The organism is Pantoea sp. ICBG 1758, from assembly GCF_002928325.1.
GTDB lineage: Bacteria > Pseudomonadota > Gammaproteobacteria > Enterobacterales > Enterobacteriaceae > Pantoea > Pantoea eucrina.
This window is the reverse complement of record NZ_POWL01000001.1, coordinates 218,755-240,702: the sequence shown is the minus strand read 5'-3', so window position 1 is coordinate 240,702 and position 21,948 is coordinate 218,755. Positions and strand designations below refer to the sequence as shown.

28 protein-coding genes and 3 pseudogenes are annotated in these 21,948 nt (G+C 51.4%); 9 read left to right on the top strand and 22 right to left on the bottom strand.

Translation table 11 applies throughout. The features are described 5' to 3' along the window. Nucleotides 1-6: 6 nt before the first annotated feature. From rlpA to lipA, 5 genes are all read left to right on the top strand, one after another. Complete coding sequence (gene rlpA / locus C1Y41_RS01215) at nt 7-1,086, top strand: endolytic peptidoglycan transglycosylase RlpA (RefSeq protein ID WP_104084660.1); 1,080 nt, start codon at nt 7-9, stop codon at nt 1,084-1,086. Between the two features lie 123 nt (nt 1,087-1,209). Continuing rightward, the gene (gene dacA / locus C1Y41_RS01210; protein ID WP_039383127.1) at nt 1,210-2,421 is read left to right on the top strand and encodes a D-alanyl-D-alanine carboxypeptidase DacA; all 1,212 of its coding nucleotides are present in this window, start codon (nt 1,210-1,212) and stop codon (nt 2,419-2,421) included. Nucleotides 2,422-2,516: 95 nt separating this feature from the next. Then, on the top strand, nt 2,517-2,780 hold the full coding sequence (ybeD, locus tag C1Y41_RS01205; RefSeq protein ID WP_039383125.1) for a DUF493 family protein YbeD: 264 nt from the start codon (nt 2,517-2,519) through the stop codon (nt 2,778-2,780). A gap of 69 nt (nt 2,781-2,849) precedes the next feature. Then, nucleotides 2,850-3,500, top strand: coding sequence for a lipoyl(octanoyl) transferase LipB (gene lipB, locus C1Y41_RS01200; protein ID WP_104084659.1), 651 nt, complete (start codon nt 2,850-2,852; stop codon nt 3,498-3,500). A 176-nt stretch (nt 3,501-3,676) separates the two neighbouring features. Then, nucleotides 3,677-4,642, top strand: coding sequence for a lipoyl synthase (lipA, locus tag C1Y41_RS01195; protein ID WP_039383121.1), 966 nt, complete (start codon nt 3,677-3,679; stop codon nt 4,640-4,642). Between the two features lie 98 nt (nt 4,643-4,740). Here the strand turns inward: lipA and tatE are convergent, their stop codons facing one another. The 5 genes from tatE to pagP all read right to left on the bottom strand — a co-directional run bounded on the left by tatE (nt 4,741) and on the right by pagP (nt 7,544). Beyond that, the gene (gene tatE / locus C1Y41_RS01190; protein WP_039383119.1) at nt 4,741-4,944 is read right to left on the bottom strand and encodes a twin-arginine translocase subunit TatE; all 204 of its coding nucleotides are present in this window, start codon (nt 4,942-4,944) and stop codon (nt 4,741-4,743) included. 99 nt (nt 4,945-5,043) lie between these two features. After that, nucleotides 5,044-5,838 (bottom strand): deaminated glutathione amidase, encoded by a 795-nt coding sequence (locus tag C1Y41_RS01185; RefSeq protein ID WP_104084658.1) that lies wholly within the window; start codon nt 5,836-5,838, stop codon nt 5,044-5,046. A 24-nt stretch (nt 5,839-5,862) separates the two neighbouring features. Further along, a complete protein-coding gene (locus C1Y41_RS01180; RefSeq protein WP_071668974.1) occupies nt 5,863-6,288 on the bottom strand; it encodes a GNAT family N-acetyltransferase in 426 nt (141 codons plus the stop codon). A gap of 347 nt (nt 6,289-6,635) precedes the next feature. Then, nucleotides 6,636-6,845, bottom strand: a complete 210-nt coding sequence (gene cspE, locus C1Y41_RS01175) for a transcription antiterminator/RNA stability regulator CspE (protein ID WP_010615627.1) — start codon at nt 6,843-6,845, stop codon at nt 6,636-6,638. A 150-nt stretch (nt 6,846-6,995) separates the two neighbouring features. Continuing rightward, nucleotides 6,996-7,544 (bottom strand): lipid IV(A) palmitoyltransferase PagP, encoded by a 549-nt coding sequence (pagP, locus tag C1Y41_RS01170; RefSeq protein ID WP_083429514.1) that lies wholly within the window; start codon nt 7,542-7,544, stop codon nt 6,996-6,998. Between the two features lie 966 nt (nt 7,545-8,510). Here pagP and C1Y41_RS01160 point away from each other — a divergent pair. After that, nucleotides 8,511-8,756 carry a hypothetical protein gene (locus C1Y41_RS01160; RefSeq protein WP_104084656.1) on the top strand — a complete coding sequence of 82 codons (246 nt, stop codon included), beginning with the start codon at nt 8,511-8,513 and terminating at the stop codon, nt 8,754-8,756. A 37-nt stretch (nt 8,757-8,793) separates the two neighbouring features. Here C1Y41_RS01160 and gntT read toward each other — a convergent pair whose 3' ends face one another. Further along, nucleotides 8,794-10,110: a gluconate transporter gene (gene gntT, locus C1Y41_RS01155; RefSeq protein WP_039383106.1), complete on the bottom strand. Its 1,317-nt coding sequence runs from the start codon at nt 10,108-10,110 to the stop codon at nt 8,794-8,796. 275 nt (nt 10,111-10,385) lie between these two features. On the opposite strand from gntT, the gene C1Y41_RS01150 reads away from it, so the two are divergent. After that, nucleotides 10,386-11,531 (top strand): iron-containing alcohol dehydrogenase, encoded by a 1,146-nt coding sequence (locus C1Y41_RS01150; RefSeq protein WP_104084655.1) that lies wholly within the window; start codon nt 10,386-10,388, stop codon nt 11,529-11,531. Between the two features lie 19 nt (nt 11,532-11,550). Here C1Y41_RS01150 and C1Y41_RS01145 read toward each other — a convergent pair whose 3' ends face one another. From C1Y41_RS01145 to C1Y41_RS01135, 3 genes are all read right to left on the bottom strand, one after another. Further along, on the bottom strand, nt 11,551-12,375 hold the full coding sequence (locus C1Y41_RS01145; RefSeq protein WP_104084654.1) for a Cof-type HAD-IIB family hydrolase: 825 nt from the start codon (nt 12,373-12,375) through the stop codon (nt 11,551-11,553). Between the two features lie 103 nt (nt 12,376-12,478). Further along, on the bottom strand, nt 12,479-12,898 hold the full coding sequence (locus C1Y41_RS01140) for an RcnB family protein (protein WP_104084653.1): 420 nt from the start codon (nt 12,896-12,898) through the stop codon (nt 12,479-12,481). A gap of 588 nt (nt 12,899-13,486) precedes the next feature. Beyond that, a complete protein-coding gene (locus C1Y41_RS01135) occupies nt 13,487-13,717 on the bottom strand; it encodes a DUF1272 domain-containing protein (RefSeq protein WP_104084652.1) in 231 nt (76 codons plus the stop codon). Between the two features lie 131 nt (nt 13,718-13,848). On the opposite strand from C1Y41_RS01135, the gene C1Y41_RS01130 reads away from it, so the two are divergent. Further along, nucleotides 13,849-14,952 (top strand): AI-2E family transporter, encoded by a 1,104-nt coding sequence (locus tag C1Y41_RS01130; RefSeq protein WP_104084651.1) that lies wholly within the window; start codon nt 13,849-13,851, stop codon nt 14,950-14,952. A gap of 299 nt (nt 14,953-15,251) precedes the next feature. Here C1Y41_RS01130 and C1Y41_RS19970 read toward each other — a convergent pair. From C1Y41_RS19970 to C1Y41_RS20385, 6 genes and pseudogenes are all read right to left on the bottom strand, one after another. Then, a pseudogene (locus tag C1Y41_RS19970) lies at nt 15,252-15,413 on the bottom strand (filamentous hemagglutinin); the annotation flags it as partial. Further along, the gene (locus C1Y41_RS01125; RefSeq protein WP_104084650.1) at nt 15,410-15,793 is read right to left on the bottom strand and encodes a hypothetical protein; all 384 of its coding nucleotides are present in this window, start codon (nt 15,791-15,793) and stop codon (nt 15,410-15,412) included. The pseudogene C1Y41_RS19970 and the gene C1Y41_RS01125, both read right to left, overlap by 4 nt. A 53-nt stretch (nt 15,794-15,846) precedes the next feature. Continuing rightward, nucleotides 15,847-16,121, bottom strand: a pseudogene (locus C1Y41_RS20080) (hypothetical protein); the annotation flags it as partial. A gap of 298 nt (nt 16,122-16,419) precedes the next feature. Further along, the gene (locus C1Y41_RS01115) at nt 16,420-16,806 is read right to left on the bottom strand and encodes a contact-dependent growth inhibition system immunity protein (protein WP_094112221.1); all 387 of its coding nucleotides are present in this window, start codon (nt 16,804-16,806) and stop codon (nt 16,420-16,422) included. Next, nucleotides 16,803-17,219 (bottom strand): annotated as a pseudogene (locus C1Y41_RS20395) (polymorphic toxin type 28 domain-containing protein); the annotation flags it as partial. The pseudogene C1Y41_RS20395 and the gene C1Y41_RS01115, both read right to left, overlap by 4 nt. Before the next feature lie 120 nt (nt 17,220-17,339). Beyond that, the gene (locus C1Y41_RS20385; RefSeq protein WP_104084649.1) at nt 17,340-17,627 is read right to left on the bottom strand and encodes a VENN motif pre-toxin domain-containing protein; all 288 of its coding nucleotides are present in this window, start codon (nt 17,625-17,627) and stop codon (nt 17,340-17,342) included. Nucleotides 17,628-17,888: 261 nt separating this feature from the next. Here C1Y41_RS20385 and C1Y41_RS19965 point away from each other — a divergent pair, with 261 nt between their 5' ends. Then, nucleotides 17,889-18,383: a hypothetical protein gene (locus C1Y41_RS19965; protein WP_158249854.1), complete on the top strand. Its 495-nt coding sequence runs from the start codon at nt 17,889-17,891 to the stop codon at nt 18,381-18,383. A 215-nt stretch (nt 18,384-18,598) separates the two neighbouring features. Here the strand turns inward: C1Y41_RS19965 and C1Y41_RS01095 are convergent, their stop codons facing one another. The 7 genes from C1Y41_RS01095 to C1Y41_RS20325 form a co-directional block, all read right to left on the bottom strand. Continuing rightward, a complete protein-coding gene (locus C1Y41_RS01095) occupies nt 18,599-18,898 on the bottom strand; it encodes a hypothetical protein (protein ID WP_223811764.1) in 300 nt (99 codons plus the stop codon). 102 nt (nt 18,899-19,000) lie between these two features. After that, nucleotides 19,001-19,729 (bottom strand): hypothetical protein, encoded by a 729-nt coding sequence (locus tag C1Y41_RS20155; protein ID WP_223811763.1) that lies wholly within the window; start codon nt 19,727-19,729, stop codon nt 19,001-19,003. A gap of 248 nt (nt 19,730-19,977) precedes the next feature. Further along, nucleotides 19,978-20,208 (bottom strand): hypothetical protein, encoded by a 231-nt coding sequence (locus C1Y41_RS01085; RefSeq protein ID WP_104084647.1) that lies wholly within the window; start codon nt 20,206-20,208, stop codon nt 19,978-19,980. Continuing rightward, on the bottom strand, nt 20,208-20,582 hold the full coding sequence (locus C1Y41_RS01080) for a hypothetical protein (protein ID WP_223811762.1): 375 nt from the start codon (nt 20,580-20,582) through the stop codon (nt 20,208-20,210). Before C1Y41_RS01080 ends, C1Y41_RS01085 begins: the two co-directional genes overlap by 1 nt. Before the next feature lie 152 nt (nt 20,583-20,734). Next, entirely contained in the window at nt 20,735-21,067 is a 333-nt protein-coding gene (locus C1Y41_RS01075) for a hypothetical protein (protein WP_233207402.1), read from the bottom strand. 25 nt (nt 21,068-21,092) lie between these two features. After that, nucleotides 21,093-21,620: a polymorphic toxin type 25 domain-containing protein gene (locus C1Y41_RS01070; RefSeq protein WP_104084646.1), complete on the bottom strand. Its 528-nt coding sequence runs from the start codon at nt 21,618-21,620 to the stop codon at nt 21,093-21,095. Nucleotides 21,621-21,767: 147 nt separating this feature from the next. Beyond that, nucleotides 21,768-21,899, bottom strand: coding sequence for a hypothetical protein (locus tag C1Y41_RS20325; RefSeq protein WP_255402022.1), 132 nt, complete (start codon nt 21,897-21,899; stop codon nt 21,768-21,770). Nucleotides 21,900-21,948: the final 49 nt, after the last annotated feature.

The window sequence follows — 21,948 nt, the reverse complement described above, 5'->3', positions numbered from 1 at the left end:
CTGCACATGCGTAAGGACTGGCTTGGGGTTGCACTGGCGTCACTGGTATTAAGTGCCTGTACCACACAGGAACCGCAAACAAATACGCCGCCGCCACAGCCGGCGTATAACGGTCCGGTAGTGGAGATCCCGGGCGTTGAGCCGCGCTATGAACCGATTAATCCGGCTACCAGCCAGGATTACAGCGTGAATGGCAAAACCTGGCGCGTGGTCAAAAATCCATCTGACTTCAGCGAAGTTGGCCTGGCAACCTGGTATGGCGATGAGGCTAAAGGCAACCGTACCGCTATCGGTGAAACTTACGATCCTGATGCACTGACCGCTGCGCACCCTACCCTGCCACTGCCGAGCTACGTACGCGTTACCAATATGGCGAACGGCCGGCAGATTGTGGTGCGCGTTAACGATCGCGGCCCCTACATGCCCGGGCGCATTATCGATTTGTCACGCGCCGCCGGCGATCGTCTGAACATTTCTAATAACACCCGTGTGCGGGTCGATTTTATCAACGTTGCGCCTGATGGCTCACTCTCCGGCCCTGGTACAATTGGCACCAGGGTGGCGAAGCAGAGCTATGCGCTGCCTGCCCGTCCCGATCTCAGCGGCGGCAATGTGATGAACGGCGGCAGTGCGCCACAGCCGACAGAATCAGACGTACGCGAGGTTGATAACCGTTCGCTGCAGGGCGACGACAGCCTGGGTGCGCCGGTACAGAGCAGCGGCTTTCTGGGCGCGCCGCAGCCGTTAGCAACCGGCGTGCTGGAGGGCAGCGAGCCGTCTCCGGCCCCTGCGCCAGCACCCGCGGTAGCGGCACCTGCTGCTACCGCCGCCGCGGCCAGCGCGGGCGCACCGGCCAGCGGCAGCTTTGTTGTTCAGGCTGGCGCGCTGAACGATGCGGGTCGCGCGCAGCAGCTGGCCAGCACGCTCGGTAAGCGCTTCGGCGTGCCGGGTAAGGTTGAGACCAGCGGTAATGTCTATCGTGTTCAGCTTGGCAGCTTTGCCCGTCGGGCTGACGCCGCAGCGCTGCAGCAGCGCCTCAGTACCGAAGCGCAGATTAACGCCTTTATTACCACAGCCCGTCCCTGATAGTGACGGACAGTAACATTTACGGCTAAAACTGACCGGCAATGCGGGATGCTGCCCGATCCCGCATTTGCTATAGTAAGGCACTTTTTTCACCCTAACCCCACGGATGTTGTAGTCCTTAACATGAATACGCTGAAACCTTCTCGTTTGCTGAAACGCCTGACAGTGGGATCACTGGTCGCCCTCTCTCTCAGCCATGTTGCCTTTGCTGATGATATCAATCTCAAAACTATGATTCCGGGCGTGCCGGACATTGATGCTGAGGCTTATGTACTAATCGACTATAACTCCGGTAAGGTGCTGGCCGAAAAAAACGCCGATGCGCGCCGCGATCCCGCCAGCCTGACGAAAATGATGACCAGCTACGTCATTGGTCAGGCGGTTAAAGCCGGTAAAATCCATCAGGATGACATTGTTACCGTGGGTAAAGACGCCTGGGCTACCGGCAACCCGGTATTCAGAGGCTCATCGCTGATGTTCCTTAAGCCAGGCGATCGCGTGCCGGTCTCCCAGCTGACACGCGGCATCGTGCTGCAGTCCGGTAACGACGCCTGTGTCGCAATGGCGGATTATGTGGCTGGCAGTCAGGACGCGTTTGTTAACCTGATGAATAACTATGTCGGGGCGCTGGGTCTGAAAAACACCCATTTCCAGACGGTACATGGGCTGGATGCTGACGGCCAGTACAGCTCCGCGCGCGATATGGCGCTGATTGGTCAGGCGCTGATCCGCGACGTGCCGGATGAGTATGCTATCTATCGTGAAAAAGAGTTCACCTTTAACAATATTCGTCAGATGAACCGCAACGGCCTGTTGTGGGACAGCAGTCTGGCGGTGGACGGCATCAAGACCGGCCATACTGAAGCCGCGGGCTACAATCTGGTGGCGTCTGCCACCGAAGGCCAGATGCGCCTGATCTCCGCCGTAATGGGCGGTCACACCTTTAAAGGACGCGAGACCGAAAGCAAAAAGCTGCTGACCTGGGGCTTCCGCTTCTTTGAAACCGTGGCACCCCTGAAAGCGGGTAAAGAGTTTGCTTCTGAACCGGTCTGGTTCGGTAATACCGATCGCGTTCAGTTGGGCGTGGAGAAAGATGCCTATCTGACTATCCCGCGCGGCCGGATGAAAGATCTGAAAGCGAGCTATGTGCTGAACAACACCGAACTGCACGCGCCGCTGAAGAAAAACCAGGTGGTTGGCAGCATTAACTTCCAGCTGGATGGTAAAACGGTTGAACAGCGTCCGCTGGTTGTACTGAATGAAGTTGAGGAAGGCGGTTTCTTTGGCCGTATCATCGACTACATCAAACTGATGTTCCATCACTGGTTTGGCTGATTTACGGTTGAAAAACCACCAGCTCGCCCATAAATAAGATATGATCAAGGCTCTCGCCCAGGCGGGAGCCTGTTTTTTTAAGCACCGGAGCCAATATGAAAACCAAACTGAATGAACTGCTCGAATTCCCTACCCCGTTTACCTATAAAGTTATGGGACTGGCGCAGCCAGAGCTGGTTGATCAAGTGGTTGAAGTGGTGCAGCGGCATGCGCCTGGCGACTATACACCTGATGTAAAGCCCAGCAGCAAAGGCAACTATCACTCTGTATCCATTACTATTAACGCGACCCATATTGAGCAGGTTGAAACGCTCTATGAAGAGCTGGGTAACATCGATATCGTGCGCATGGTACTGTAACACCGGCGCTGGCAAAGCCCGCTTTGCCAGCGTTATACTCAGGCTTTCCCTCTTTACCGGACCTCCGCTGTGTCTGCAAATACGCTTCTTGTACGCAACCTCGGCCTGCGCGACTGGCAGCCCGTCTCCGATGCCATGCATCACTTCACCGATACCCGCAATGCGGAAACGCCCGATGAGCTCTGGCTGGTTGAGCACGCGCCGGTCTTTACGCAGGGACAGGCTGGTAAAGCTGAACACCTGCTGATGCCGGGCGATATCCCGGTGGTGCAGAGCGATCGCGGCGGTCAGGTGACGTATCACGGCCCGGGGCAGCAGATCATGTACGTGCTGGTGGATATTAAGCGGCGCAGGCTGGGCGTGCGCGAGCTGGTTACGGCACTGGAAGAGACCGTCATTGCCACCCTGGCAGAGTACGGCGTGACGGCGCGCGCGCGCGCAGATGCGCCCGGCGTCTATGTGGGTGATGACAAAATCTGTTCACTCGGACTACGTATCCGTAAAGGCTGTTCATTCCACGGGCTGGCGCTGAATATAGCGATGGATCTGGCTCCGTTTCTGCGTATCAATCCATGCGGCTATGCCGGGATGCAGATGACGCAGCTGAGCCGGTTCCGGCCTGACGCTATGCCAGCTGATGTGCGTCCGCGTCTGGTGGCACACTTCGCACGTCTGACGGGATTTGAAGAGATGGCGTGGCAGGATGAAAGCGCGGACTGACCTTGTCTGTGCGTGCGTATTTACAAAATTGTAACCTTTCTCACCGCATAGCGGCTGCTTCTGCAGCGGCGAGATGATATAATTTTTGCAAATTTTTCAAAAAAAGTTGAAAGCCTGGTTCTCAGTTTGAGTGAGGAAGCTTTCAAATCGCAATCCCGATCGGAACCTGCAGATTTATGAGTAAACCAATTCAGATGGAACGCGGCGTCAAGTATCGCGATGCCGACAAAATGGCGCTGATTCCGGTGAAAACCGTGGTCACCGAGCGCGACGAAATTCTGCGTAAGCCGGAGTGGATGAAGATCAAGCTGCCGGCTGACTCCAGCCGCATCCAGGGCATCAAAGCTGCGATGCGCAAAAATGGCCTGCACTCTGTTTGCGAAGAAGCGTCCTGCCCTAACCTGGCAGAGTGTTTTAACCACGGCACCGCCACCTTTATGATCCTTGGCGCCATCTGTACCCGCCGCTGCCCGTTCTGCGACGTGGCACACGGTCGTCCTAACGCCCCTGATGCGAACGAGCCGCTGAAGCTGGCGCAGACCATTGCCGATATGGCGCTGCGGTATGTGGTTATCACCTCTGTCGATCGTGACGATCTGCGTGACGGCGGCGCACAGCACTTTGCTGACTGCATCACGGCTATTCGTGAGAAGAGTCCCAGCATCAAAATTGAAACGCTGGTCCCTGATTTCCGCGGGCGTATGGATCGTGCGCTGGAGATCCTCACCGCCACGCCGCCTGACGTGTTTAACCACAACCTGGAAAACGTGCCGCGCGTTTACCGTCAGGTGCGTCCCGGCGCTAACTATGAGTGGTCACTTAAGCTGCTGGAGCGCTTTAAAGAGGCGCATCCTGATATTCCGACCAAATCGGGCCTGATGGTGGGCCTGGGCGAAACCAACGCGGAGATCGTGGAAGTGATGCGCGATTTGCGCCGTCACGGTGTGACCATGCTGACGCTGGGACAATATCTGCAGCCGAGCCGCCATCATCTGCCGGTACAGCGCTATGTCAGCCCGGCGGAATTTGATGAGATGAAAGAAGAAGCGATGGCGATGGGCTTCACTCACGCCGCCTGCGGCCCGTTTGTGCGCTCTTCTTACCATGCGGATATGCAGGCTAAAGGACTGGAAGTAAAATAATCCTCTGCTGACATCCTCCTGATACAAAAAAACCAGCCTCTGTGAGTCTGGTTTTTTTTCATCACAACTTGTTACAGTTGTGCGGCCCGGGCACGCCTTTACTCTTTATGGCTGACGCGCTCTGCCGGGATCTCATCTGCACTGCTCTTTGCAACGGTGCTGTCGTCGTCTTTCATGGCTTTTTTAAAACCCTTGATCGCCGATCCTAAATCACCGCCCAGCGAACGCAGCTTATTGGTACCAAATAACAGAACAATAAGTGCACCGATAATCAGCAGCTTGGCAATACTGATACCTTCCATACTCTACCTTCAGCTCTCACGTATAACGGACAGCCTTTATTAACGCGCACTCTGCGCCGGCACTCAACAGAATTCTGTAACAGAGTAAGATCGGATCGGTCACTCCTGACGCAGCTGCGGCGCGGCAAAGCGACGGTTCTCCAGCACCGGCAAAATGCGGCGTGCGTAAGCGAGTCGCTCCGCCTCAAGATCGGCGAAGATCAGCGTGGCAGATTCAGCAGCCTGCGCGATCGTCACCCCCAGCGGATCGATCGTCATGCTGTTGCCAATATTACGCGGCCCGCATTCACCAGTGGCGACCAGATAACAGGTGTTTTCCAGCGCCCGGGTCGCCGTCAGTAACGCCCAGTGACGCTCTTTCTGCGGCCCTCTGACCCACGCAGCGGGCAGCACCAGTACCTCTGCCCCGTCAAGCGCCAGGCGTCGCGCCAGCTCAGGAAAACGGATATCGTAGCAGGTCATCAGCCCGACCTTCATGCCGGCGACCTCAATCAGCGGCGGGATAGTGCTGCCTGCTGTAACGCGCTGTGATTCCTGCATCGCAAAGGCGTCATAGAGATGCAGCTTGGCGTAGTGCGCAATGATCCTGCCATTACGCAGGGCGATCAGCACATTTTGCGTTTTTCCTGCGGCAGCCGGTACGTGCACGCTCATAATCGTGGTGAGGCTGTTCTCTGCGCTCTCAGCCAGCAGCGCGCTGACAAACGGCCCATCAAGTGGCTGGGCCGCCTGCAGAATACGATCGGGATGCTCTCTGTCCTGCATCAGTACCGCTTCCGGCAGCACCAGCAGATCGGCTCCTCCTGCCCGCGCACGCTGCATCAAATCGCGACAGGTGACGATATTCTCCTGCCATTCGCTGCTGACGGCGAACTGCCCCATTGCCGCTCTCATTGTCTCTCCTCCGATACCGGTGCGCTAACAGAGATCTTTTGTATGGTAGCGCGGTGACTCCACATAGCCTTCACGTGCGTAAAACTGATTAGCTTTAAGCCGCGAAGCGTGACAGTGCACCTCCATACGATCGCAACCTCGCTGCCGCGCCAGCTGTTCAGCGTGGGACAGCAGCTGCTGGCCGCTGCCTTTACTGCGTTCACCTTCAGCAATGCAAAAGTAGCTGATGCGGGCAAAATCACCTGCCAGCGCCAGCTGCGGAATAAAATGCAGCGACAAAAATCCCAGTACCTGCGTTCCGTGTTCAGCCACCAGCAGGATCTCATCCTGATGAGTACAAAGCTGCACCAGCCGCGCTTCAATAAAGTGCTCAGTGCCACTATAGCCAAGCTCAGCCAGCAGCGCGCTCAGGGCGAAACAGTCATCAGGCCGCGCCTCACGTATATGCATAGTGCTTCTCCTTGTATCGGGCTGATGTTTATATAGCCTGTGAACGGGAAAAGCTGCAAGCGGCAGTGGTTAAAACTCTGGTTTGTGAAGCATTAAGCGCACTCTGTGGCGTCATATTTCTGTCATCTGAGCTTAAGGCTGACTTAATCTTGCTTTGGCATGCTGAGGGAAATCACATCTGAGGCGAGTAGAATGAAAAACTGGATCCCACGTTCTTCGGAAGAGATGCTGGCACTGACTTTTGCTGCGGTAGTGGTAGCCGCCTGGCTGATCACCTGGTGGCAGAACTGAAAAAAGAATAAAAAAAACCCGCCATCAGGCGGGTTTTTAAAATTCTGACTGTTAACTTACAGAGCGGTAACGTTAGCAGCAGATGGGCCTTTAGCGCCGTCGGTGATTTCAAACTCTACACGCTGACCTTCAGCCAGAGTTTTGAAGCCGTTGCTCTGGATAGCAGAGAAGTGTACGAATACATCTTTGCTGCCATCTTCTGGAGTAATGAAACCGAATCCTTTGGACTCATTAAACCACTTAACGTTACCTTTGATCTTGGACATCTATATTACCTTTACATGAAAAATGGACACTAAACTGTGTCGTCATCTAGTACAGCAATTGCAGTGGCATTTGTCCAGTCCGAATTGATGAAAAAGTGATAAATATCGGATTTTTGTCTTTGCATCACACTTTTGCACTTATGTGCTCGCTTAAAACTGGAATCTGAGCCAGGCAAAATAGACGTTGCCGTTGTTATAAGTACCGGGAATGTAAGTCATTTGAAACGTGGCGGGTCCGTAGCCTACGGATGCCAGCGGCAGCACCAGCGGCACCGGAATATATTTCCAGTTATCGCGCGCGGTGAAGCCAGCCGTATAGCCAGCTCCCAGATGAAAACGCTGATCCTGCAGCGGACGCCACGTCGCTTCCCAGCCATAGCCGGCAATCGGTTCCCACTTGTTGAAGGAGTCTTTAAACGCCATCACGTAGAGCCCGTTCCAGTTACCCTTATCGTCCCAGCGCGAGATGCCGCCCCCTGCCCCCCACGGCCGTTCGTTATATTTTCTGATGTGCGCATCATCATACGTCCAGCGGTTGTGCCAGGTGATGGCAGGCACATAAAGATCGTAATGCTGCGGCGCAGACCAGGTCTGAGCCACATTATCGCTGAAACTATTCCATCCCGCTTTAAGCGCGGCGCCTGCCGTAGCGGCTGAGGCAGAAAATGAGACCAGTAAGGTCAACACGCAGCCCGACATGGCTGCTGAAACGTGTCGATTCACGGATAAAACCCTGTTATTGCAAAATTTAATAGCGTGCAGAACCTCTGTAGCCAGCTCTGCAAAAGTGATTGCTGCATTTTTGCGTCTGAAATTGCCAAAAGTAGCGGTAATCCTTTTCAGATATAGCCTGAAATAACGCGCATGCAAGGGCCTATTGTACCTGCGAAGGCCGTTACGAATAAAACCGCAGTTAAACGAATCAGAAAAAGTGCTTTTGTGACATAAAGTGCAGTTTTGAAAATCGGCTAAAAGCAAAAAAATGTTATTTATCATAAAATAACGTAAATTTTGCCTGCCACCATACAGATAAACAGAATTAATCATTTGAAGCCAGGGTCTGATTGCGATATTTCTTATTTTCCGGGAGGGAACAGGGAGAGAAACGGTGACGATTTGTTGCAGCCAGTGCGGCAGTAAAAAATTCTTTTATACGTGCCAGCGGAGTGAAGCTTCAGAGCCGGCAACTCATCACGGCGCACGCTGTGCCGTATGCAGAAAGCCGCTAAACAGTTCGGATGTTAAACCGCCTGAAATAGCCGTCAGAGAGGCTATTGTACGTTATGCGCGATAACAATTTCAGGCACCCGCAGGTGCCTGAACACGTCAGAAAATCAGCTTGAATACACCCGTAATAGTCAGCAGCCCGACAATAAAGACAATCGCAATGATCCACAGAAATATTTTCATTATTCGCTCCTTCAGTTTGAAAATTTATGCATCCGCCGATGAGTATAGCTGAATATCCTGAACGCGCCGCACGCTGCCGATACGCGTTTCGCTTCACCGGCCAGGTGAATAAGCCCGTGCTATTTCTGCGAGCAGGGTCGCAGCTCAGCCATTAACTGGCCCTGCAGGCGCTCTTTACAGATTTCGACGCGCTAAACTTAAAGCGCCTGTGACGGGCCTCAATGGTTATCTCTGTTAGCGAAACGAGGAGAAATTATGAGTACGATTAATACCAGCATGGGACGTTATAGCCTGAAGGCGAAGGAGGTCGGCAGCCATATTAAAGGGAGTATCGCTATTAACGATGAAGGCGGTACACAGCTGACCATGCAGGAGTTTGATGAGCCCTGTGTGGATGATGTGGTAAATAATGTCATCTACCCAATAACGGGGGGGAATTATGAAATTACCCGTGCACTGCACGAGCAGATGGTAAAAGCGGGTTTTAAGCAGCCACATTAAGGCTGTCGGGCCACAATTCTGTGGCCCGTTATAAGCATTACAGCGCAGCAGAGAGCAGCAGACAGCCTGCCAGACCGCATACGGAAATAATCGTCTCCAGCGCCGACCACGATCGGATAGTCTCACCGATGGTGAGATTAAAATACTCTTTAAACAGCCAGAAGCCGGGATCGTTAACGTGCGAGAAGATAACGCTGCCGGAGCCTACTGCTATCACCATCAGCTCAGGGCTGGCACCACTGGTCACGATCAGCGGTGCAACAATCCCGCCAGCCGTAATGGCGGCAACCGTGGCTGAACCCAGCGCAATACGCAGGATCGCCGCAATCGACCAGGCCATAAAAATCGGCGACAGATTGGTCGCATGCATCATGCCCGCAATATATTTATCCACGCCGCTGTCTACCAGCACCTGTTTAAAGGCTCCGCCACCGCCAATAATCAGCAGCATCATTGCAATGATCTTGATGGAGTCGGTGATGGTGCCCATCACCTCATCCATGCTGCGTCCGCGATTCAGACCGAAGGTAAAAATAGCGATAAGAACGGCGATCAGCGTTGCCATAATCGGGTCGCCAAAAAATTCAGCGTAAGGCAGCAGTACGTGTCCTTTCGGCAGCAGCATCTCAGCCACCGCACGCAATGCCATCAGGATCACTGGCACCAGCGCGGTCCAGACGCTGACGCCAAATCCTGGCATCTCTGCTTCTGTAAAGGTTTTGGGATTCCACAGCCCTTCCGGAATTGGCTTATCGATGCCTTTCAGAAAACGCGCATACACCGGGCCAGCCAGAATCACGGTAGGGATCCCCAGCAGCGTGCCGTAAAGCAGCGTTTTACCCATATCAGCGTTAAACAGCGTCGCGATCGCGGTCGGACCCGGATGCGGCGGCAGAAAACCGTGCGTTACCGAGAGCGCGGCTGCCATGGGAACGCCGACGTAAAGCAGCGGCACGCGCGCTGAGGCAGCGATACTGAATACCAGCGGCAGCATCAGTACAAACCCTACCTCATAAAACAGCGCAAAGCCCACGGTAAAACCGGTCAGCACCAGTGCCCACTGGATATGCTTCTCACCAAATTTTGCAATCAGGGTGGTGGCGATACGCTGCGCGCCGCCGCAGTCAGCCAGCAGCTTGCCCAGCATGGCTCCAAAGCCCATAATCAGCGCCAGGCTGCCAAGTGTCCCGCCTACGCCGGTTTTGATTGAGCCGATCACTTTATTGACCGGCATGCCCTGCATCATGCCCACCGCCAGCGCCACCAGAATCAGCGCGATAAAGCCGTTAAGTTTGAAGCGAATCATCAGCAGCAGCAGCAGCGCTACGCCGATGGCCACATAGAGTAATGGCATGGTTATTCTCCACTTTTTACGCGCGGCGTCAGTTGCCAGCGGGTTGCGTTGTACTACCGGATCGGCCAGATGCGGCCGGATGTTGCGAAATGCGTCATACTGTTACCGGTATCATGTTAAGGGCAACACCGGGCCGGTAACATCAGAGCAGCGGGCTGAATTTCGTTTTTGCGAAGGCGATCAACTTTTGCTCATTAAGCTACCGGCGTTTATACCTGCGTCAGCAGCGCTTTTCGCTACACTGGCTGCCTGAAATCATTTGAAAGGATAGACAGGTGAGTGAGAACCTGATTGCACTTTACAGTAACCAGCGAACCCTGTGCGGACGCGGCAGCATTCGCACTCTGCCCGCGCTGCTGGCTGAGGATCCGCAGCCTGCGCTGCTGTTTTGCGGCCGCTCATTTCTCAATAGCGAGACGTGGCAGCAGCTGAAGGGTGAGCTGCAACACGCTATACAGGACTATGAAATCGTCAGTCATGAAGCTTCTCCGGAAGAGATTGACCTCTGGGTCGCGCGCTGGCGCGGACGGGTTAAACGGGTGGTGGCGATTGGCGGCGGCAGCGTGCTGGATGCGGCAAAAGCGTTCTGCGCCATGATAGAGCATCCGCTGCCGACGGCGCGCTACCTGGAAAAAGTGGGGGATACACCGGTGCAGGGCGACACGCTGCCGCTGATCGCCATCCCCACTACCGCCGGCACCGGCAGTGAAGTCACGCAAAACGCTGTGGTCACCGATCAGCAGCACATCAAAATAAAAGCGTCGCTGCGCCATCCAAACTTTGTTCCTTCCGTCGCGATTCTCGATCCCGACCTGCTGCGCGGCGCACCTGATAGCGTCCTCGCTACCTGCGCAATTGACGCCTTTACGCATCTGTTCGAAGCGTACCTGTCAAAGAAAGGCAACGTATTTACTCAGCAGATGGCGCTCAGCGGCCTGCGGCTCTTTTTTCAGGCCTGGCCTTACCTGAACCGCGCTGACCGGCAGGGTGACGAGGCGCGTGAGGCAATGATGATGGCGTCCTGGCTGGGCGGCCTCTGCCTGAGCAGCGCCGGCCTGGGCGTGATCCATGGCATCGCAGGCGAGTTGGGGGCGATCAAAGCGATTCACCATGGTGAAGCCTGCGGCCGCCTGCTGTTTCCGTTTCTGGATCAGCTGGCAGAAAGCGCCCACCCTGAACAGCAGCGCCTGATGAGCACGTTTGCGGCGCAGCTGATGCCCGGCGCCTCTGCGCCTGCCCCGCTGGCGCTGAAAGCCTGGCTGCAGCAGCACGCTATTGTGCCGTTCTGGCAGGAGGGACCTGCGATCTCTGCCACAGAGGTGGACTGGATTGTCGCACGCGCCAACAGTAAAAATAGCCGGGTAACCTATAACAGCGCGCAGATGACCGACATGCTTGTTCAGGCGTGGCGCGTGCTCTGAGCCTGCCGGCGCGCTCTGCTCAGGCGAACGGGCCCTCACCCGCCAGCATCTGCTCAATGACCTGCAGCACGCCAGCATGATTATTATCCGCGGTGACATAGCGCGCCGCGGCTTTCACCCGCGCCGGCGCGTTCTGCATCGCAAAGCTAAATCCCGACTGCGTCAGCATTTCCAGATCGTTGCCGCCATCGCCGAATGCCAGGACTTCGCTGCTCTCAATTCCCCAGCGCTGCTGCAGCAGACGCAGTCCGTTGGCCTTGTGGAGGCCAGGCACAATCAAATCTACTGAGCCGTGGCCGCTGGAGGTGGCCGCAGCCGATCCCTGATGCAGCCGCTCAATGTCTGCCATTAAAACCGGCACATAGTCATCAGAGAGGTTCAGGGCAAATTTAAACAGTCGATCGTCGGCAATCTCATCCAGCGTCTCAATGGGCCGCAGGCGGTGACAATAATGCCGCATCTTCTGCAGCCACTGCGCGTCCGCACCGGCAAAGTAGTAGGCGCTGTTGCGACCACAGATAAGAAAGCGCAGGCCGGGATAGTTACCCTGCTGCAGCGTATCCAGTACGGCATACACCGCCTCACGGCTGAACGCACCGCAGAAAAGCTCCTCTTCACTATCGAGGATCCACGCACCGTTCTCCGCAACAAACGCGATCTCATGGGCTATTTCCGGAAAAAAGGATTTCAGCTGGTAATACTGATTGCCGCTGGCGACGACAAACCGGATACCGCGCTGTTTCATCATTTGGTAGCAGGCCATGAACCGCGGACGGTCATACTGCTTACGGTCATCCAGAAAGGTGCCATCCATATCCACTGCTACCATTTTTACTGCGGCCATCATCACTCCTTAGCACATGTGTATTAGCGGTAGCTCACAGAATAGCCTGGCAAAGGGTAAAAGCAGAAGGATAGCGGGAGGCGTGGTTCCTCCCGGCAAGAGATTAATCGAAGGCGCCGTTGAGTAATATGGCGGTGATGATGCCGGTTGCAGCCGCTACCAGCACATAATTGCCGTCGATAAAGGCCCAGTGCTCACCGCGCGGCGGTGCGGTAAGGCCGCGATCGCGCCAGTTATCCACGCGGTATCCGGCACCGCGATAGGCGGGTGGCATCGGCTGGCCGCGCCGGAACTCATGCCCCTGCCAGGCAAAACGGTCAGCGTGATGATGCCCTTCCGGCCCGCCCCGCTCGCCGTGACGCTCATTATCTGGCCCACGGCGATCGGCTTCCCGCCCGGATGCGTGCTGGCTTTCATGTGTATTCCAGCGGGGACCGCCAGGACCTTCTGCCTGACTCAGCGCAGAAAACAGCGTGCTGCATGCAATAAGGGTAATAGCGATCTGCGTTTTAATTTTTTTCATCATGGTCTCCATCACAGCAGCAATAAGTGCGCTGCCGGCAGAGACTATTAACCAGTCACGCAGCGAATAATAGTTCTTTCATTCTTAAAAACCTCATTATTACAGTAAATTACACTGCCTTAGCGCTTTCTTAACGAAGATGTCCGGCCGGATACAAATAAGTACCGCAGAGAAAAAAACATAAAAAAACCCGACCGCAGGGATCGGGTAAATAAAAATGTTTCATTATTCAGAAACAGGGAAACCCTGCAAATCAGAGGGTAAAACTGAAGCACACAACGCCACATCACCAGCATTGCGCGCGCAGAATAACACTTCACCGCTAAAACAATAAATAAAATTGATCGGATTTAGGAATATTACTTAACGCTGCCAGGCAGATTAACGCTGCTTATAAATAAGGTCAGTGCTCTGACCTCACGCCAGTGGCGGAATTAAAAACTTAAAGAAAACATAAAATTAAAATAATTACCTTTTGGGGCTGGCAACAGGAAAATAACTGCCCTTTCTGCTCTCTGGTTTCACTGCGGATAACATTATAAGCAGCTTAATTAATTATCTGCTGGTCACTCATTGCGCGCGCCGGAATTACGGCTGCCGGATGTGCCGCAGCAGAGAAGCCGGATGCCGCACCAGCGCTGCGGCAGGTCGTATCGGGCGACGGACCAGTTCGCCGCTGCAGTTCGGACAGCGCTGCAGCAGAACATGCTCAGCGCAGGTTGCGCAGAACGTGCATTCAAATGAGCAGATACGTGCCTCCGCGCTTTCCGGCGGTAAATCGGCATCGCACCACTCACAGTTAGGTCGCAGTTCAAGCATAGGGTTCTCCGGTTTAGCGCAGGCTCAGGACAGATTTTTATCCGTTACTGCATTCAATCATGTGAAACAGATTACATTCTGCGCCAGCCGTTCTATAGTTCTTTCGCTACGTTTATTTGCGAGGCTATGGAATGCGTGTTAAAGGCTTAAATATCGGTTTCTTTATTCTTATCCTGGCGATTGTCACCATCGCCTTTTTTGATGTGCTGTCACCTTATTTCTCTGCCATTCTCTGGGCGGCTATCCTGGCGGTGATTTTTGCCCCGCTAAAGGTGCTGCTGCGGCGTAAAATGGGCGACCGTAACGGGCTTGCCTCTTTTGTCACGCTGCTGATTATCTGTCTGATTGTATTTACGCCGCTGGCGATCATTACCTCATCGCTGGTGGTGGAGATCAATACCGTTTACGTCAAGCTGCAGAATAATTCAGCGCAGTTTCCGACGGTGTTTGCTGAGCTGCTGCAGCATCTGCCGGGCTGGGCGCAGCGCTATCTGGCCGACCACGATCTCAACAACTCTACCCAGATTCAGCAAAAGCTCTCTGAGTTCGCGCTGAAAGGTGGTCAGTATATGGCGGGCAGCGTGCTGCTGATTGGTAAAGGCACGTTTACCTTTACCGTGAGCTTTGGCGTGATGCTCTATTTACTGTTCTTCCTGCTGAAAGATGGTGCCTGGCTGGTGGGGCTAATCCTCGAAGCGCTGCCGCTCTCCACCTATGTGAAGCATCATCTGCTGATGAAGTTTGCTGCGGTGTCGCGCGCGACGGTGAAAGGAACCGTGGTAGTGGCAATTGTTCAGGGTGTACTGGGCGGCTTTGCTTTCTGGATCACTGACATCGACGGCAGCCTGCTGTGGGGTGCGCTGATGGCGTTTCTGTCGCTTATCCCGGCGGTCGGATCCGCCATCGTCTGGGTACCGGCAGCGATCTTTTTCTTTGCCACCGGCGCGCTGTGGAAAGGCCTCTTCCTAGTCGGCTTCTTTGTGGTGATTGTCGGCCTGGTAGATAACATTCTGCGCCCGCTGCTGGTGGGCAAAGACACCAAGATGCCGGACTATATGATCCTGATCGCCACGCTGGGCGGCATGGAAATCTACGGCATCAACGGCTTTGTGATTGGCCCGCTGATTGCCGCTCTGTTCATCGCCTGCTGGAATCTCCTCTCCGGTCGCGATAACCGCGATAACGCCGAAGAGATTGATGAAGAGTTTATTGAAGAGGGCAAAACGCGCGAGTAGCGCTATGCGCTGAGCTGACTAAAACACCGCCTGCGGGCGGTTTTTTTATGGAGGCGGCTGCGAACAAAGTAAATCTTATAACAGATCCAGACGCTGGCCCGATTTCTGCTGGCACAAACTGCCGGATAAGCCAGTACCAGGGCTGATACTCTTTCAGATGTTGAAGGCTGTTCAGCCGCCGCGTTCCCCACTGCTTTCTCTGCCACACTCTTCAGCCCAGATGCACCAGCCAGAGATGCAACGATAGCCTTTGCCGGCCAGCGCGGCCGGGTCCCCCTCGCCCGCTATCTGCCCGCGAGACCCGCCGCGTAAGCCGTCACCGCCCCCACCACCGCGTGCGCCATCAGGTTCGCCTGCACGTTTACCGAACCGTCCGCGTTCAGCGTCTGGTTATGAATAACCTCTGCCAGGTACGGTGCCGCCGCGCCCGTTACCGCCTGCGCCCGGCTGCCTCCCGTCACGAACGTCCAGGTCTTGACCCAACACGAAACCTCTCGGATGGGAATAAAGGTTGTATTATAATTTCATTATTATAAATAAATAGTTTTGGTGACAATGCCGTAACATCATAGACATTTTCAGCAATCAGCTTAATATTCGTTCTGAATATCGGTATGTCAGTATCATCTGCCAGGACAAATACGTCTTGATTTTTTACTGCGCTTACGTTTAATACATCATACAAATTATCATAATCATTATGCTCCATCTCATTCCATACAACTCCCCCTATGGTAACAGGGTATTTATTAAGCAAGTCAATAGCTTTATCATTCTCATCACCGATAACCAAGTGAAAATCAGATAACAATGCTTCTTTACACTCGTCAAATAAAGTCATTATTTCTACCTGTTTAATTATTTCAATATGGTTTCAAAAGTCTTTTCATCACTTTAAAAAGGTATGACTGTTTTAACTGCTTTACCAGGTTATTTGCTTTTCGAATAATCCGATATACTAATGTGCGTCCCTTTCTCTGGGTCATAATCAACACACTACCTAACTTGCCATCACTGGATTTACGACTAACAACTTTTTCATTGCCAGCACTTACTTCTAACTGACCAATAACAGAATTTGAATCAGTACCTAAATCATCGACTATATTCATGGCTTTATTTCTGGCTACTTCCCAATTCTTTTCAGCTTTAAGCACCGTTTCAATACGGTTTACGACTCCCGGAAATTTCTTACCCGGCAATATTACCCCGGCCAGCATCCCGTTCGTCGCTTCCAACGCTATTTAGTTCACTTCGGTCGCCTGTATGATGGTATCAGCTACCGCAGACCATTCACTGCTCATCAGCGCCTTAACGCTATCCGCTACCGACTGATTCTTACCGGACAGGTCATTAAGCATTTGGAGGTGAAGGACTGGCTGCCGTAAGATAGGCTGGCGCCGATGGCGTTGTTGTTCTCCGGAACGGGTTATAAAGTAAAACCCCGGCTCATTGCCGGGGATTTTGCTATAGTGTTATCTGATTTATTTTTGAAATGTCTTTTCTTAGATCGTCACTTATATCTGAAGGATCTAATTCGTTTATGACACCCCTTATTTCAATAAATGTTTCTTTGTTAATTTTTAAATCATTTTCGGTTATTGTCGATAAAGATGATATAAGCTCACCGTCATAAAACTCACCTGCAAGAGGATCTTCTTTCAAAATAGTTAATATCTTAGGTAATAGCTGGTCAATACATATTTTTTGTCTTATGGCGCGACAAACATCTTCTACTTCTAGATCTTCAATAGGCATATCGAGAATTCTTTCGAACCATTCTTCAAGAGAAGATTTCTGGCTTATATCATTACTTTTATTGATATTTCCTATCAAAATACGGAACGTCGTCATATTCCATGTCCTTTCAGAGCAGATTCAATTTTATTAATAGCATCGGTAGCTCTGCCATATGCAGCCTGTGCTTCAGGATTGTCTAAATTTTTTAATGTATCCGCATGATTTCTTAATCCCCTGAGAGTATTTTGCATTTCCTGCATATGATCCCAGTAACCTCCATCTTGTTTAGGTACAGGATTGCCATCCATGTCCTTTAATGTTCCGGTTATATCATGGTCTTTCAGGGCATTTTTTATAGTGTTGTCGATCTTTCTAATAGCACTTTCCTGTTTTTGATTAAGCTGCTAAAGCTGTTTATCATTCTTTTGCTTGGGATCATTCTCAGGGGGAGTTGGAGTACCCGATCCGGCACCAGCCAGCTCAGTTTTCTCAGCATCAGTCAGATCCTTACCAACATTTGGCGTGGAACCGCTATTGTCGCTGTCACCGTTCTGTTGAGCCGCAACCACCGCCATCAACATGCAGCTGGTATTCGCCAGACAGGCCGCGTCCATCCCCTCTTTGACTTTCTTCGTCAGTGCCCGCATCTACTGCAACATGCCCGCGCTAAACATATTGTTACTGATTTCATTCTGGCCAGCCTGGGCGCCTGCGACCGCATCAGCCGTTGAATTACCGATAATGCCGCCAGCCAGCCCTGCTGCAACCGTGCCCAGCGCGACCAGCGTCTGCTTCTGCTCCTCATTCAGCTGACTGACAGGCACATTACCATACAGTGCCTTTTTGATGGCTTCACCCATCGACACCGTGGTGGCTGCGGCCGCCGCACCGGACAGCGCTGAGTTGCCCTGTGCCGCAGCTATGACACCAGCCATAGCCGTATCAGTTTTATTTTGAGCTTGGTAGATACTTTGCCCTTAATATTGCTTCGTGGTTTTCCGTATAGCGCCTTTAGTATCATCCCCGAATCCTGCCCGCCGCCACGGCAACAAAGCTGATTCCGGCGGCATGGCAGTTGATTATCGGCTTGACCAAATAGTGTTCGGCAGATCAAAACACCCCGGCCTGATTAAGCCGGGGCCGCTGTTTATCAGGAATCTGATGGGGGATATTTTCGGGCTTTACGTTCGTCAATTTTGGCGAAAACCCATGATTTTAGGGTCGCCGCTGTTCCTGCTATTGTGCTGGCAACCAAAATTTTTTTAATCTCTGACTGTTCAATATGCATGTTATGGCTAACGATAAGTTTTACAGTTATCAACGCTAGAGAAAAAAATATTAAACAGCAGAAAACCATATATGCAATACTCAGAAACAATAAAGCTAGGGTGGGACTATTTTTTTTCTTCATTTACTTCATCCTTGACAGCATTACTAACAAATTCGCCCCTATCGAAACGATGATATCTCCAACAGGAGTTGAACCGGAGCTCAAAAAAGAGTTAAATAAAGATGGCGCAACAAGGCTAACGACTGAGCCTAATGCCCAGCCAGCGCCTGCACCAGTTAAAGCACCTTTATCAGGCCCATCAGTAAACAGGGTTCCAACCGCTGTGATACCAGCATTTGCCTATATACCCCGCCTTGGTGCCAGACCACCAGTAACAGCCGCTGAGGCACTCCCCCGGTAATCCCAGGTTTTTTGCTTATTTTCAGGTAACACCTTGTTCTTATCACTGTTTATATCAAACCACTAATATTTATCGTTCGCTATTTCCGCGATTACTGCACCGCCTATAATCTTGCCAGCCGATACCGTGGAGCGCGAGCAGCTGATAATACGGCCACTAACTGAGTGACAAGAAAAAAACCCCAACCGCAAGGGTTGAGATTCTTAACTTTATAGCTAACGGTATGTTTCAGGTATATTCTTTAACTGCTCATCTAAAGACCATCCTGCTGGTTTTTCCTTATCTTTAAACCAAACGGCTCCTTTTTTGAGCCATTTTTCTCGATATCTTTTTAAGGCATTAATATTCATATCTTCATAACCGAATTCAACACCACAACAATCACATATTTCATAGCCAGGAGTTAGTCCATCATCTCCCCAAGGCGGCTCTAGTTGTTTAGCACCACACACCCGACATACATTAAGTTCATGACTATTGTGCATTAAAGTAATCCAAATCTGTTTTAAATCCATGATCGGCAGGATCTGGCCTGAACATCGCTTTTGGCACACCATCAGCCGTTTTTACAGCAAAGGTGTTTTTATCATTATAGAATACAGTCTCACCGCCAGGACTCACTTTAGATAATGTTCACAGTGGGGGATTATTAACAAAGCTATGCGTCGCTTCAACGTATTGCTTTGAGTTATGGAACTCAGAAAACTCCTGTATATGTTTGTCCCAATGTCCATAAGCATTAGATACAGGTTCTTTTTTCTTATTTTCTGTCTAAATTTGGGTATCTTTAGCTTTTGCTGAATCTGTTGGCTACCCTCATTTATCAGGCGAGACGCCTCTACAATATCTCCCTTCTTTAGTGCAGTTTCAGCAGCTTTGATAGCTTTACCCGCAGCATCGCCTGCACCTGGTATAACCCCGATTACCGCCGCCAGATAATCCAGCGCACTCTGCGCTTCCGCAAAGCTCTTGATGTCCCCAGCCACCGGCACAAAATCCACGACGAACGCGGCGGCGTCTTTCAGCGCTTCACGCCGCTCGTTGTACATTTTCACTGAGCAGGTTTCGGCGCTCATACCGCCACAGTTGGCCTTCTTATAGCGCTCGTTTTCGGCCTCAACATACTCACCGGCCTTCCGCTCAAGCGTCTTGCCTTCAGACTGCGCCTGAGCGATATCAACGAGAGAATTATTCTCAACAACAACGCTTCCCGGTGTACAGTCTGGCGAAGAACACCTTTTTTTCCTGTGCTTTCCGTCAGTTAGAAGCAGTTTTTGCTGAGACGTTTTCAGGACTCCAACTTTTTTCCCGACGCGCTTTTCCGGCCCGGAGCACGCTACCGCCACATCCTGGCATTACGCCTGCTCCCGTGCATATTAACAGTGCTTTACGCGCTGTCATTACCGCTTTTACATCGCTTCGGGAGACGGGTCATAGCTTGTCTGTGGCCTGGTGAACCGTCTGCCGGGCGCGGGCTGGCGAGGCCCGCCAGAGCCGGAACGGCATCCTGTGATCCGGCTGGCGAATGAAGGGTGACTGGCTGGTTTATAAAGTAAAGTTCCGGCACTAAGGCCGGAATTCAATTATATCTATATTATCGCTTGGGCATTTTTGTAGCAAAATAAGGAATAAGATAAATGCCTACACCACCTACTAATCCTCCTGCCACACCAGATTTAAGACTAAACTTTAATATATCAATGAAAGGTATGTTAAAGCTTCTAATTTCAATAAAATAGAATAAAGCTCGACTAATAAAAACCCCAACGGTGACGATTAATACGACAAACAATATGGTAGTAATTAACCTGAGAGGGTTGCGCATTATTTCGCTCCTTCTTTTAAAGAACTAACAGCTTTAGGCCCGCCCTGACCAATACCTTCCGTTGAACCATCAGCAACGTCCCCTTTCTTCAGCGCCGTCTCTGCTGCCCTGATGACCTTACCGGCAACATCATCTGCACCCGGTATAATACCCACCACCGCTGCCAGATAGTCAATAGCCGAATGCGCCTCCGCAAAATCCTTGATATCGCTCACAATCGGTACAAAATCAACGTTCAGCGAAGCCGTTGCTTTCAGTGCTTCATGCCGCTCGTTGTACATTTTCACTGAGCAGGTTTCGGCGCTCATGCCGCCACAGCTGGCCTTCTTATAGCGCTCGTTTTCGGCCTCAACGTACTCACCGGCCTTCTGCACAAGCGTCTTGCCTTCAGACTGCGCCTGAGCGATATCAGCGAGAGAATTATTCTCAACCGTTATTTAATGGCTAATGAATATTATTAACCATTTTATATACGCCAGTCTTGATAGCCAAAGAAAAATCGCACCAAAGGACAGGTCTAATTTTGTTAAAAAAACCCTAATGAAAAAAATGGTTTTTTATCATCAATTAACCCTTGGTAAAAATACTTCCCATACATTGCAAAGAGAAAAAATGATATCCCTCCTGACAAATTAGATACTAATGATAAATTATCAAAATCTCTTCGACATTCAGCTATCGCCGCCGCCACATACCCAAGAACAAGAAAAATCAATGCACTGCTTGATAAAAAATTACGTTTAAAAAACATATAATTAAAATAAAGCAAGGAATCCTTACCTACCTTAGTGCTGCCAAGGTTTCTATAAACAAAAATAAAAAAACAACCTCCCCACAGCAACAACAACAATAGCAACATGAAGGATGATGCATTAAGAATAATATCATTTCAAATCATAGTGGTATATTTCCTTAGTGGAGTCACCGTTTAGATCTATTTTTTCATCATGAGAACCAGTGGCAGAACCTGTAAAACCAATGCTTGGTCCAACAGAAAAGGAAAAGCCGATACCATCTTTTCCACCAGACATTCCTACGGAACCGGCACCAAAACCAGTCCTAGTTGAATAATCACGATTTAAGTTGCCAAACACCCCTGGGAAATATGGACCAAAATCAACACCAACAGAAGCTCCAGCCTTAACACCAAACTCTTTGGTGTATCCTGTAGAAATAGAGAAGTAATCATTATTAACCTCAGCTCCTCCTTTCAGAGCAAGCCCCGCACCACCTGAAACTTCAACCTTCCCGTCAGGTTTAACCTTATATTCAATCCCCCAATAAGGCTCTTCGCCAATAGCAATTATATTCACCGCATGCGCCATCAGGTTCGGCTGCACATTCACCGAACCGTCCTCGTTCAGCGTCTGGTTATGAATATCCTCTGCCAGGCAGGGTACCGCCGCATCCATTACCGCCTGCGCCAGGCTGCCTCCCGCTACGAACGTCCTGGTCTTAACCCAACACGAAACCTCTCTGATGGTAATAAAGGTTGTATTATAATTTCATTATTATAGATAAATAATTTTGGTGACAATACCGTAACATCATAGACATTTTCAGCTATCAGATTGATATTCATCCTGAATATCAGGTATACCAGCATCATCCGCCATGACAAATACGTCTTTATTTTTTAATGCGCTTACGTTTAATACATCATAAAAATTGTCATAATCACTATGTTCCATCTCACTCCAAACTAATCCCCTGCGCTATCCAGCAATATTCTTAAAAAAA